The organism is Streptomyces sichuanensis, assembly GCF_020328095.1.
Classification (GTDB): Bacteria; Actinomycetota; Actinomycetes; order Streptomycetales; family Streptomycetaceae; genus Streptomyces; species Streptomyces cinnamoneus.
This window is the reverse complement of sequence record NZ_JAIXMK010000113.1, coordinates 1-12,522: the sequence shown is the minus strand read 5'-3', so window position 1 is coordinate 12,522 and position 12,522 is coordinate 1. Positions and strand designations below refer to the sequence as shown.

The following is a 12,522-nucleotide window of genomic DNA, read 5'->3' as shown; positions in this document are numbered from 1 at the left end:
GACAAGATCCGCGTCCCGCGGAACGGGCCGGCCAGGCCGCGCAAGAAGCCCGACAGCCTCGCGGCGGACAAGGCCTACAGCAACGGCCCATGCCGCGAGTATCTGCAGCGCCGGGGCATCCGGCACACGATCCCGGAGAAGACCGGCAGCCAGGCCGCCCGCCTGCGCAAAGGATCCCGCGGCGGACGGCCACCTGGCTTCGACGAAGAGCGGTACAAGAAACGCAACACCGTCGAACGCGCGATCAACCGGCTCAAGCACGCCAGAGCAGCGGCCACCCGCTACGACAAACGCGGATACGTCTTCCTCGGCACCGCGACCGCCGCAACCCTCGCCATCTGGCTCCGCACATGACGGCCGGACAAGTCCTAGGCGAACACCGCCTTGACCAGTGTCTGCTTCACCTTCTCGAACGTCCCGGCCATGGTGGGCAGGTCCATTTCGACGTCCCCGGAGGTCAGCGAGCCGGTCAGGGTCTTGGTGCCGTCGGGCGTGCTGTACATCATTGCGCCCCAGCCCCAGAACCCTCCGTTGTGGTGGAGGACGGTGCCACCGCCGTCCAGCTCCTCCACGAACACCCCCAGGCCGTAACCCATCGTGGGGTCCGCGACGCGCATCTCGGCCAGAAGCTCGGTCGAGGTGAGCTTGCCGCTGTTCAGCGCGGAGAAGAACGTGTGGAGGTCCCGGCTGGTCGAGATCATGTCGCCGGCGGCGGATACCCAGGAGGGGTTGAAGCGGGTGGTGTCGACCACCTTCCACTGTCCGGCGTCGTCGTAGCCGAAGTAGCCGTGGGCGTGCGGCTCGGGGATGTCCTCCCGGGTCTCCGGCAGTAGGGTGCCCGTCAGCCCGAGCGGGCCCAGGATCAGCCGGTGCGTCTCCTCGGGCAGCGAGCGGCCGGTGACCTGCTCGATCAGCAGCCTGGCCAGGACATAGTTGGTGTTGGAGTAGCTCCAGGCCGTCCCCGGCTCGAACCGCGCCGGCTTCGCCAACGCCCCCCGCACCAGCTCCTCCGGCCGGTAGATCGCGTGCTGCAGGTCCACCCACTCCTTGCCCCATCCGGCGACCACACCGGGTTCGACCGACCCGTCCTTGGAGAACTCGCCGGTGAAGTTGAACAGCCCGCTGGTGTGCTGCAGGAGCATCCGTACTGTGATCCGCCGGTCGAGCCGGAACTCGGGCAAGTGGTCGGCCACCAGGTCCTCGAGGCCGAGCCGGCCCTCGGCCACCAGCTGCAGGACGACGGTCGCGACGAAGGTCTTGGTGACGCTGCCGACCCGAAAGTGCCCGTCGGTCGGCGGCTTCGCGGTCCGGCCCAGCTCGCTCACCCCGGCGCTGCCGACCCACTCGCCGAGTTCGTCGTTCACGCGCAGCTGCACGCCGACGAAACCGGCGTCGACGATCTCCTGCATGGCCTTCCGCAGCTCGGGGCGGTCCTGCGCGGCGGTGTTCTGCTCACTCATGGTGATTCCTCATCTCGCGTCGGCGGGTGTGAGTTGAGCGTGGACCCTGACCCAAGGTCAAGGTCAAGGCGACAGATGAGCGCTAGGCTCGCCGCATGGCAGACGGGCTCACGATCGGTCAGGCGGCGGCTTTCGTCGACATCACCGTCAAGACGGTGCGGCACTACCACCGGCTCGGCCTGGTCGCCGAACCGGAACGGGACCATTCCGGCTACCGGCGCTACGGTTCGGCCGACCTGCTGCGCCTTGTCCAGGTCCGGGCCCTGGCCGGGGCGGGCGTGCCGCTGGCCGAGATCGGCGAGCTGCTCGACGCCGAGCCCGAGCGGTTCGCCACCGCCCTGGACGACGTCCGCCGCCGGCTCACCGAACAGATCGAGGAGCTGACCGCCCGCCGCGACACCCTGCACCGGCTCGCCCACGGTGACCGCGCCCTGCTGCCCGACCGGGCCTGCGCGGTCCTGGAGCGACTCGCCGAGCTCGACTTCAGCCCCGACTACGTCACCACCCAGCGGGAGGCCCTGGTGCTGTCGCGGGCGCTGACTCCCGAGGTCTTCGACCTCTTCCTGGCCAACCTCGAACACCGGCTCGACGACCCCGAGTTCGTCGAGTTGACCAAGCGCGGCTGGGAGGCGAGGTCCTGGGATCCCGACGACCCGCGGATCGAGGAGCTGGCCTCAGCGGTGGCCGCCAACCTGCTGGGCGTCCGCGCGCTGCTGACGCTGCCGGCCAAGCGACCGCACGGGCCCGACGCGGCCTCCCGGTACGGCGTGGTCAACCACCACCGGGAGGACGAGGCACCGTCCATCGCCCGGCTGAACGGGCTGGTCGAGGGGCACCTGCGCGCGGCGGGCATTGATATCCCGCGTCAGTGACGGACTGCTGCGAACTTGATCGCCCGGACAGGGCCTAGGGCGTGTCTGACAAAGGATCACCTGGTTGATTCACGAAGCCAGAGGATCAGCGAGGCTAGAACGACTCCGGCCCGGTAACGGGTGGCGAGTTTGTCGAACCTGGTGGCAATAGCACGGAACTGCTTGAGACGGGCGAAGCATCGCTCGACCACGTTGCGGTCGCGGTAGATCTCCTTGTCGAAGGCGGGTGGGCGGCCGCCGAGGTTCCCGCGTCGACGGCGGTTAGCCACCTGGTCGCGGCGTTCGGGAATCGTGGCAGCGATGCCCCGGCGGCGCAGCAGGCGGCGGATCGCCCGGCTGGAATACGCCTTGTCGCCCAGCACCCGCGTCGGCGTCGTGCGCGGGCGGCCCGTGGCGATGCGCGGGATGCGGATCTCGTCGAGAACCTGGGCGAACGCGGTGGCGTCGTTGGCATTGCCAGGCGTGAGCACGATCGACAAGGGCAGGCCCCGGCCATCGACGGCGAGGTGGACCTTAGTGGTCAGCCCGCCTCGGGAGCGACCGAGAGCCTGGCGCGCCTGTGAAAGGCCCGTATCTTCCAGTTCGTCCCTGTCTGTGGCCCCCTTTTGCGTGCGCCGACAGCGTGCTGATGGGCCCGGTTGATTGTGGAGTCGACGGCGACGGTCCACTCCACCCGGCCCACCGCTTCGTCGCGGACTTGGACGTGCTCCAACAGCCTTGCCCAGGTGCCGTCCGCCTCCCAGCGGGCGAACCGCTCGTAGACGGTCTGCCACGGTCCGTACCGCGTGGGCAGGTCGCGCCAAGGAGCCCCGGTCCGCAGCCGCCACAGCACACCATTGAGCACCTGCTGATGATCACGCCATGGACGGCCACGCCCGTCCGCCTGCGGCAATAGCGGCTCAATCCGCTCCCACACCACGTCCGCCACCTCACCTCGACCTGCCACAAGATCAATTATCAGACCGGTTATAGAGTCCTGCCTGTGGCGAATCATCAGGACGAGACCAGGGCGGCCTACGACGGAGTCGTCGAGCTGTACGCATCGCTGTTCGCAGACCGGCTGGAAACACAGCCGTTCGCCCGGGCCATGATCGGCACCTTCGCCGAACTGGTGCGCGCGACGGGCAACCCGCGGGCAGCGGACGTCGGGTGCGGGCCCGGACATCTGACAGCCATGCTGCACGAACTGGGCCTGGACGCCTTTGGACTCGACCTCTCCCCCGGCATGGTCGACCACGCGCGGCGGGCCCATCCGGCGCTGCGCTTCCAGGAGGCGCGGATGGAGTCCCTGCCGATCGAGGACGGCGCGCTCGGCGGCGTACTGGCCCACTACTCGATGATCCACACCCCTCCGGGAGAACTGCCGGAGCTGCTCGCCGAGCAGGTACGCGTCCTGGCGCCAGGTGGTCTGCTCCTGGTCTCCTTCTTCGGGACCGACGGACCGGAGCCGGTCCGCTTCGACCACAAGGTGGCACCTGCCTACAGCTGGCCGGCGGACCACGTTGCCGAACTGCTGGCCGATGCCGGGCTCGTTCCCTTCGCTCGGCTGCTCCACGATCCGGCATCCGAACGGGGCTTCCTCGACGCCCACCTGCTGGCCCGCCGTTCGTAGGTCCTGCCCGGCAATACCCGCTAGGTGTCGGCGCACCTCCGGACTACCGGCTCGGCGGGCGCTCGCTGATCCGACAGGAATTGTCAGACAGGCCCTAATGGCTGCGGCCGGCAGGAGGCTGACGGCAGCAACGGGCGACGGTGCCGGCGGGAACACCCACCACCTCGCCGATAGCGGCCCAGCCGCACCCGGCAGGCGACACCCTCGAGCAGGTCCTCACCACGGCCGACAACAACCCGCCCCGCGCTTGACCACACCCACAACCACACCCCCAGCCAGACCAACACCCCCCAGTTCCGCTTCAACAGCGTCCCCGGCGACACCCACCTCACCGCTACCCCTGCCGCCACCGGCCTCCCGTCCCGCTCCATGAGGAACAGGGGGCAAAGACACCGTCCCTCACATCTCACTCGGAGCCAGCCATCCCCCCGACCCGACGATCAGGCCCGCACCGAACTGCGGGACCTAGCCGCCAAGGCCGGCCAGCACCGCGAGCGACGAAGAGCACGAGCGAATCGAAACAGAGTCCTTGCAGGCCATCGACGCCCTGCAAGGCAGCTACCACGGTGCTCAACAGGACATCGTCGATGTCCTGGACATCAAGCGCAACCCACATCCTGCGGCAGACCAAGCACTACCAGGCCCACCGATCAGTCCGCCACCCACGAGTAAACCCCAAGGTGCCGTCCAGCGGCAGCAGTTCCCGCCGACCGACGGACCGCAGCCGCCCAATGCGGTAGCTGGTGACCAGGCCGTTCTCCTCCAAGGGGCATCCCTGGCGGCCGGAGCACGGTGGAGCCGTCGGCGTCGAGGGCACCGTCGTGGTTGCCCCAGAGGAAGACCCACAGCCGCGAGGCCCCGTGGGCCCGTGCCACCAGGAGCGGATGATCCACGCCGCCGGTGCGAAGGACACGCTCGCCGGTTGCTCCCAGCCATCGAAACGGCTCGCCGGCCAGGAGGCCGGGGTGGGGAGAACTTCCGCTATGAAACTGAAGCCTCAGCAGATCCACCGCATGACGGCCGCCATCACCGCCCGCGCGGGACACGACACGACCCTGGTGGCACTCGACGGCCGGGCAGGGGCCGGGAAGACGACGCTGGCCACCATCCTGGCCGAACACCTGGGCGGCCCGGAAAGGCCACGATCATCCACGGTGACGACTACCTGCTGCCCAGGCCCCTCCCCGAACGCCTGGCCATGGACACCGTGGCAGGCTACGCCGGCTATGTCGACTGGCCGCGCCTGCGGGACCACGTGCTCGTGCCAGCCTCCAGCCGAGCACCGGCCGACCGCTCATCCCACCGAGCCACGGTGGGCACCGTCCCACACGGCAAGGTCGTCATTGCCGAAGGCATCCTGACCGCCCGTCCGGAAACTGGCCGACTACTACGACCTACGCGTCTTCGTCGACACCTCCACCGACCTGTGCCTGCGCCGCCTGCACGACCGCGGCCGCACCCCCGAACGCGAAGCCTGGATCACACGCTGGCGCGCGGTCGAGGAGTACCACCTCACCGCCACCCGCCTGCACACCCGCGCCGATCTCACCATTCGCAACGGATATCCGGCAGGGGCACGCCCGCTCCCACCATGATCAGGCGGGCAACCCCGCCCTGTCCACACGACATCAAAGCGCGTGCCTCTGCGGCCGCACCTCGCAGCACAGCGTCCTTCACCACACCTCGTGCTTCACCACCCAGTGCACCGCAGACCTCACCACCGACCAGGCACGCGAGATGTGCGGCGCCGGACACGACGCTGCGCGCGGCGCGACCCCGGTCTGGGCCAGGCCCGGCGGGGAACGCCAGCTGAGGCACAGGTAGCTCACCGGTCATCCAGCTGCCTGATCATCTCGTGCGGTGCTTGGGCCTGGATGTGAGCGTGGCAGTACGAGATGGATGTAGGTTCTCTCGGATCGCATCCCGAGGCAGCCCTGTGACCTGCGACTACGCCAGACGTCTCCCCCTGTATCCCATCTGCCCAGTCTCACAGCCGTGTCCCGATCTCCTGCATTGGGGCGCAGTGGAGGGGGATGCCAGGTGTTTCCAGCGGATACAGGCTTCTTCGCCCTGCACGCCCAGAGCTACGATCCACCCCTGACCTGAACGCGTTCAAAACAGGGGTGGATCATGTCAGGGCAAGGCATTAGAGAAACCACTGCGTATCGAAGTCCTCGGTCCGGTATCAACTCCTCTGCCACAGAAGGGGCGTGACGCCGTGGGTGCCGGCTTTGGCCTGCTCTTCATCCCTCTCGCCCTCTATTTCGTGCTGGCACAGACCCTCTGCCGCAAGCTGGCCGCACACACCACTCCGGCGGTCACGTGGATGTTCAGGACGGGACTGCTCGGCCTGCCGGGCGGGCTCATCGTCGCTTGGTGGCTGACTAAGGTGGTCGCACAATCGGGCTCCTAGCGGGAGATCCGTTGTACGGACGGTTCGCCCGCCAGCACCGCTAACCCCGTCTCCGCCTGGCTCCGTGCTGGCCGCCCGTGGCCGGTCGGCCACGGGCTGGCCATTACACCTGAGATTCGGCCACGGGATCTGAGATCCCATAATGGACCGGGCGAGCTGGAGGAGGCGATCGTCGTGGCGCGACCGATCTGATCGGATGTCCTGACATTTGGCCCGGTCAGCGTGCCTGTGGGCGTGTACAGCGCGGTGGACGAGCACACGATCCGCTTCCACCAGATCCAGCGCGGCACCTCCGACCGCGTCCGGATCCGGCAGGAGAACTAGCGCACCGGCAAGGAAGTCGCCAACGAGGACCGACGCCATCGGGGCGACACTGGCGGACGCGTGCCGGGACATGAGCAGGGCCGTGATGCTCCTGGCGCCCCTCCTCGGCCCGAAGGCCACGACCGGGGCCAGCCCAGCCCTCACACGCCAGTGCGACTCGCCGCCCACCCGCAACTGTTCGCCGAATCAGCCGCTGCCACGCCCCCACCCCTCTCCAACACCTGGAGCTGACCGCCCGCCCGCTCACCGACAGCTCCGATTTGCCCAGCCGCCCGCGCGACCGCCGGCTCCGGCATGTGGCACGGCCTCCCCCCTCGGCTATCGCGCGGGGAAGAGGTATCGCCGCCGTCGGTGAGCTTGCCCAAGGACGCTGATCTGCGGGATCACCTGGTGAGGCCGTCGACCTGCTCGGCGAAGGTCTTCCGCGGGCAGGTTTTCCGGTCGCAGAAGAACCTGCGGACCGTGAGCCTGACCACCGCCTGCCTCGGCCCCACTGGGCGTTCGACCAGGCGCCATTGGTACGAGCTGTGCACCCGGTTCGCCTGGCGCCGACAGTCCGGACGCCGACCAGGACGGACGCCCCGTGGACGCCACTTCTACCACCAGCTCGTCCGGCGAAGACCGGACACCGCTTACCTGTACACCGATCCCAGGGAACAGGACTTCCGCGAACTCCTTGATCGCCACGGAGCAGGAGACCCAGGCGAAACGATCTGGCGTTCCCTCCGCTGACCTGGGGATTCACGGAACTTCGGTCAGAGCCTTGAAAGTACCCAGTCCTTGCTCGGTGGTTCCCCGGATGCGCTCGCCTTGGTTCCTCACCCGGAGGCGTGGGGCGTGCCGCAGGAAGCGGCGGCGGTTCCCAGGACCGGCTCGTTGGGCAGGACCGGTTTGGCGTGGACTACTCTCCGGCTAAATAATCACTCATTCGCCGGGGTGCATACCGGCTGCTTCGACATTCACTGGGCGTCATCGTTTCCCATCTGCGTGCTTTGTTCGGTGCCTTGGGGGTGCCGTGGCACGAGGATGCCGGGGAGCGGGCGGCCGTGGCGGCGCGGCATTGGATGGCGCCCGAGCACGGCAGGACCGTCATCCCCTGCACGCCCACCCAAAGGAGCCGGGCGCTGGGCCTGGTCGGCGAGATGGGGCTGTTAGAGGCGGTCCGACCCGAGGCGGGCGCGGTGTTCGGCGAGACGGTCATCGTGGCGGGTCTGTGGACGGCCAACGAGCGCCGTCTGCGCCTCGTGCGCCGACTGCGGGAGGGGCACGGGTGCCGGCTCGGGCCGGTCACGTTGTGGTGCGGCCAGCGGCTGCGGGAGGAGCGCGACGGGAGCCTGGAGGACATCCTCGGCCGGCTGGCCGCCGCCGGTCCGCGGCTGCTGCGACATCCCTGGGTGCGAGCCGAGCTCGCCCGCGGCCCCCAGGACGGCAACCGGTGGGAGCGTCCGTTCGCCACCGAGTACGAGCTGGCCATCGCCGCCGCCCTCATCGTCTTCGGCCCCGCCCTGGCCCTGACCGCCCGCCACCGGGCCATCGGTCCGGCCACCGTTGCGGGCTTTCCGCACCGCACCGTCCTGGGGGCAACAACTGTCCACGGCGGACGGGCTGGAGCTGACGGTGCTCAACGCCGCCGCCCGCCACCGGCCCCAGGGACCGCCCCGGCACACCACCGCCAGCTGCGCCGAGGAATGGCTGGCGCACCTGCCCCCAGCCAAGGGGGCAAGCGTCCTGGTCGTCTCCGGCAATCCGCACACCGAGCGGACCCTGGGGGACATCGCCCGGGTGGCCCGGACAGCCGGGCGTGACGATCTGAGCCTGCATCCGGCGGGGAACGGCGCGCCGGAGCCGCCCTGGCGTCTGGAACTGTGCCTGGGGGAGGTCGCCCGTCTGCTGTACAACGACGCCGTTCCGGCAGTGCTGGAGGACCGCGCACGGTTGCTGGGCTGCGACCACCCGCACACCTTGTACACCCGGCACGCACTGGCGTGGGTACTCGGCCAGCGGGGCGATCTCACAGCGGCGGAAGCCGAATACCGCGCAGCACTCGAGGGCCAGACCCGGCTTCTCGGTGAGGATCACCCACACACACGAAGCACCTCCCGTGCTCTAGACGATCTGCTGCTCCGCATCGAGTCCACGCCAGCCACCGGAGCCGGTGACGATGACTACTGGTGGGGCTTCAGCGAAGGCGGCAGCTAGGGCCTGTCCGATGAGTCGTCGACCGGCTCACACAGCCCGGGGCACAGTGCACCGTGCCCCGGGCCGGAGTGGATTGTCGGCATCCCGGCAGGGATCGCGCCCTATGGGGTGTAGGTCAGCACTACACAGCCGTCATTTCCCGCCCTGCCACTTTGGGAAGGCTCTTCTGAGCCGGTCCCGTTTTCCGGATTGCGGCCGGCCCCGTTACCGCCTTTGCCGCCGGCCCCTGCGCCGGAGCAGCCCGGTTCGAACCCCGGAGCCGCCCCTCCTTCACCGCCCAGCCCCCGCAAGACGCGGCGGCCGTCTTCACCACGGGAGCCGTCATGGCCCCGTTGTTTAACGTGGTCGCGGGGCGCGCAACCGCCGCCGCCGGCGCCGCTGCCGCCAGCCCGTCCGTAGCCACTCCCCCAGTCCCCGGAGCCCTCGCCGCCCTGCCCCGGCTGGCCGGGGGAGGCACCAGCCAACCCCACCCCCAAGAAGCCCAACTTGCCGCCGACATAGGAGGGTTGCCCTTGTACGCCGGGTTTGCCGTCGTGCTTCTTACCTTCACCGCCGTCGCCTCCGGCACCGCCTTTGCCGACGCCAATGACGAGATTCTTCAAACGCTTGACGTCGATGGTGCAGGATTCCAGCGCCCCGCCGGCGCCGCCCCCGCCGCCGCCCCCGGTCAGGGGACCGTCGTTGTTGCCACCGCCACCCCCACCTCCGCCGCCGGCGCCCACGAGCGTCACGTGGATACGGGTGACACCGGTCGGCACAGTGAAGTCGTACTGACCGGGTTGGTTGAACGTCTTGACGACGGGATCCGGCGCCGCCGATGCCGAGCCCGGCATCACCAGCAACGGCACCGTCGCCGCACACACCAGGGCCGCGCACCACGACCGCGAGGGGGTGAGCATCCTCATGAACGACCTCCTGAACATCCTCAGATCACACCCCCTCCCTCTCCTGCGCCTGCCGCGGCAATCGCCTACAGCCACGCGTTCACTCCATCCGGCGACATCACGAGATACCCCCCCCCCCCGCCCCCAAGACCCTCCCCTCGGCAAGCCACCCCAACAGTCACTCAACCCATCGGACAATCCCTAGTACCAAGGGTCCATGAGTCGAGCTCTGTTCTGCTGAACTGTCGATGCCGCTGAGTGCCTGGGCACTCACGGCGGGTTCGTGATCACCAGGGGACGACGCCGTCGTCCTCGAAGAACGAACCGGTCGGGCCGCCGTCGGGCAGGGTGGCGAGCCGGATCGCTGTGGCTGCGCCCTGTTCAGGAGTGCGGGGCCCTTGGAAGCCTGTGAAGTCGGTTGCGACCAGGCCCGGGCAGGCGGCGTTGATCAGGATGTTCGTACCGGCGAACTGCCGGGCGTACTGCACGGTGAGGGCGTTGAGGAACGACTTCGACGGCGCGTAGGCCGCCATGATCGGGATCTCGATGTCTGGGTCCGTCTGCCGGGCCAGGGAGCCGACGCTACTGGAGACGTTGACGATGCGTGGCGAGGCCGAGCGCCGCAGCAGTGGCAGCATCGCGTTGGTCACCCGGACGACACCCATGACGTTGGTGTCCACGACCGTGCGGAGCACCTCCAGGTCGAGCGCGGTCGGGTCCTGCACCCACCCCGGGCCCATCTCGCCCGAGATGCCGGCGTTGTTGACCAGGGCGTCCAGGCGCCCGGCCAGCCGTTCGATCAGTTCCGCGGCATCAGTGACGCTCTGGTCGTCGGTCACGTCCAGCGGTACCCCGAACGCGTCAACGCCGACGGCGCGCAGCTTCCCGACGGCGGTTTCGCGTCGGGCGGCGTCTCGGGCTCCCACGCCCACGCGGTACCCGAGGCTGCCCAGCCCGGCCGCGATCTCGTACCCGATGCCCTTGTTCGCGCCGGTCACCAGCGCGATCATCGTTTCGCTCATGCAGATGATGTTGGCTCGCGGGCGAGTGGCGCGGCCAACACCGATACGGTGTCCTGTCATACCTGCCGGGTATCACCGCGTATGCTGCGGCCGTGGACACCCTGGAGACCCGCGAGCTGAGGTACTTCGTAGCGGTCGCCGAGGAACTGCACTTCGGGCGCGCCGCCGAGCGCCTCGGCATGGCCCAGCCACCGCTGTCGCGGGCAATCCAGCAGCTCGAACGGCGCCTCGGGGTCTGCCTGCTGGAGCGCAACCGCCGTGGCGTCCGCCTGACCGGTGCCGGAGAGGTGCTGTTGCACGAGGGCCGGGCGGCCCTCGACGCGACTGCTGCCGCCGCTCGCCGCACCCGGCGCGCCGGCGGTGCCGACAGCCCTGGCGGCCCCCGCGGTCGGCTGGTCCTCGCGGTGAAGGCCGCCGCGTCCCACGAACTGCTGCGGAAACTTCTCGACGCCTACGCGGCCGAGCCCGACAGTGCCGAGATCGAGGTGCTGCCGTGCGGCATTTCCGAGCAGGAAGAGCTGCTGCGCGACGGACGCGCTGACGTCGCGCTCATGTACACACCGTGGAACTCCCTCGCCGGGTTCGACAGCGAGGCACTGACAACCGAGGGGCAGGTTGCCGTCCTGCCCGCCGGGCACCCCCTCGCCGCCCGCGAGACCTTGTCCCTGGCCGATGTCAGGGACGTCCCCGATCTGCCGCTCGCCCGCTGGCCCACCCACGGCACCTACGCACCCGGCCCGGGCCCCGAGATCCACAACCAGACGCAACTGGCCCAGTTGATCGCCCTCGGACGCACGGTGGCGGTCGTCCCCGACTCCGCCCGCTCCTGGCTGTGGGCCGAGCACACGGCCGTCCCCTTGACCGACGCGCCTCCCGTCGTGACCCACATCGCCTGGCCCGCCCACAGCCGCTCCCTCACCCTGGCCGGCCTGATCCGCACGGCCGCACGGCTATGACCAGCTCCTGCCCCCATCGGTCAGCACCCGGACAGCATCGGCCGGGCCTTGTCTGCCCGCCGGCTCCGACGTGCCGGGCGCGTTGCTGCCCTTCCTGGCCGCCGACGAGGAGGTCATCGCGTTCTTCGCCGGGGTCGCGGACGTCGACGCGACGGACCCGGCCGCCCACACACTGGAGGACGGGGTCCGACTCGCCTCCGGGGCCCGGCTGGAGCAGTTCGCGCGTGCGGGCTCGGGGGACGCGTTCTGCTTCGTCGGCGAAGGCGGCGAAGAACGCCCGGTGGTCTACATGAGCCTCGACGGCGAGGCCGGCCCACTCGCACTCGGGCTGCCGGAGTTGGTGCGGCTGTGTCTCGTGGCGCCGTGGTGGCGGGACGCTCCCGGCCGGACGGCCAAGGAGCTTCGGGCGGTAGCCGACGAGTACCGGGCCGGCCTGCCCGACTTCGACTGGCGCCGCGACCGTGCGGCCCGGGCGCTCGGCCTCGACCCGGCCGGACTGCCATCCGAGGCGACGGTCCTGACCCTCCTCGTGAACCTCTCCCGTGGACCGGTGGCCGCGGCCTGTCTTGTCGTCGGGTACGAGGGTGATCCGTTCGACCCCCTCTTCGACGCCGCCGCCCAGTCCTGACCGGCCGGCCGCCGGGGGCCCGGACGGGATCTCGGTAACTGTCCGACCACCGGCCCCAACCGCAGCCTGCTGGCCAGCGGTGAGCGGTCAAAGTTCGAGATCGGTCAAGGCCCAGTGAGACACGACATCCGCCGGACAGGGCCGTGGGGGGG

Annotated in this window: 10 protein-coding genes and 1 pseudogene; 7 read left to right on the top strand and 4 right to left on the bottom strand. The window is 69.6% G+C overall.

Annotated elements, in window-relative coordinates; genetic code table 11:
- On the top strand, nt 1-354 hold a 354-nt coding region (locus LE181_RS25725), incomplete at its 5' end, for a transposase (RefSeq protein WP_225663879.1).
- Between the two features lie 14 nt (nt 355-368).
- On the opposite strand, the gene LE181_RS25720 is transcribed toward LE181_RS25725, so the two are convergent.
- On the bottom strand, nt 369-1,460 hold the full coding sequence (locus tag LE181_RS25720; RefSeq protein ID WP_225663878.1) for a serine hydrolase domain-containing protein: 1,092 nt from the start codon (nt 1,458-1,460) through the stop codon (nt 369-371).
- A gap of 95 nt (nt 1,461-1,555) precedes the next feature.
- On the opposite strand from LE181_RS25720, the gene LE181_RS25715 reads away from it, so the two are divergent.
- Complete coding sequence (locus LE181_RS25715; protein WP_046929996.1) at nt 1,556-2,332, top strand: MerR family transcriptional regulator; 777 nt, start codon at nt 1,556-1,558, stop codon at nt 2,330-2,332.
- A gap of 34 nt (nt 2,333-2,366) precedes the next feature.
- On the opposite strand, the pseudogene LE181_RS25710 reads toward LE181_RS25715, so the two are convergent.
- Nucleotides 2,367-3,278: pseudogene (locus tag LE181_RS25710) on the bottom strand (IS5 family transposase).
- A gap of 36 nt (nt 3,279-3,314) precedes the next feature.
- Here LE181_RS25710 and LE181_RS25705 point away from each other — a divergent pair.
- From LE181_RS25705 to LE181_RS32515, 3 genes are all read left to right on the top strand, one after another.
- Nucleotides 3,315-3,944 (top strand): class I SAM-dependent methyltransferase, encoded by a 630-nt coding sequence (locus tag LE181_RS25705; RefSeq protein WP_225663877.1) that lies wholly within the window; start codon nt 3,315-3,317, stop codon nt 3,942-3,944.
- Nucleotides 3,945-6,162: 2,218 nt separating this feature from the next.
- The gene (locus tag LE181_RS25700; RefSeq protein ID WP_225663876.1) at nt 6,163-6,357 is read left to right on the top strand and encodes a hypothetical protein; all 195 of its coding nucleotides are present in this window, start codon (nt 6,163-6,165) and stop codon (nt 6,355-6,357) included.
- Nucleotides 6,358-8,298: 1,941 nt separating this feature from the next.
- Complete coding sequence (locus LE181_RS32515) at nt 8,299-8,880, top strand: tetratricopeptide repeat protein (protein ID WP_225663875.1); 582 nt, start codon at nt 8,299-8,301, stop codon at nt 8,878-8,880.
- 101 nt (nt 8,881-8,981) lie between these two features.
- On the opposite strand, the gene LE181_RS32305 is transcribed toward LE181_RS32515, so the two are convergent.
- Together LE181_RS32305 and LE181_RS25680 are read right to left on the bottom strand one after the other, a co-directional pair.
- Complete coding sequence (locus tag LE181_RS32305; protein WP_263869413.1) at nt 8,982-9,785, bottom strand: glycine-rich domain-containing protein; 804 nt, start codon at nt 9,783-9,785, stop codon at nt 8,982-8,984.
- A gap of 266 nt (nt 9,786-10,051) precedes the next feature.
- Entirely contained in the window at nt 10,052-10,786 is a 735-nt protein-coding gene (locus LE181_RS25680) for an SDR family oxidoreductase (protein ID WP_225663874.1), read from the bottom strand.
- 92 nt (nt 10,787-10,878) lie between these two features.
- Here LE181_RS25680 and LE181_RS25675 point away from each other — a divergent pair, with 92 nt between their 5' ends.
- Together LE181_RS25675 and LE181_RS25670 are read left to right on the top strand one after the other, a co-directional pair.
- Nucleotides 10,879-11,742, top strand: a complete 864-nt coding sequence (locus tag LE181_RS25675) for a LysR family transcriptional regulator (protein ID WP_225663873.1) — start codon at nt 10,879-10,881, stop codon at nt 11,740-11,742.
- A 70-nt stretch (nt 11,743-11,812) separates the two neighbouring features.
- A complete protein-coding gene (locus LE181_RS25670; protein ID WP_225663872.1) occupies nt 11,813-12,370 on the top strand; it encodes a hypothetical protein in 558 nt (185 codons plus the stop codon).
- Nucleotides 12,371-12,522: the final 152 nt, after the last annotated feature.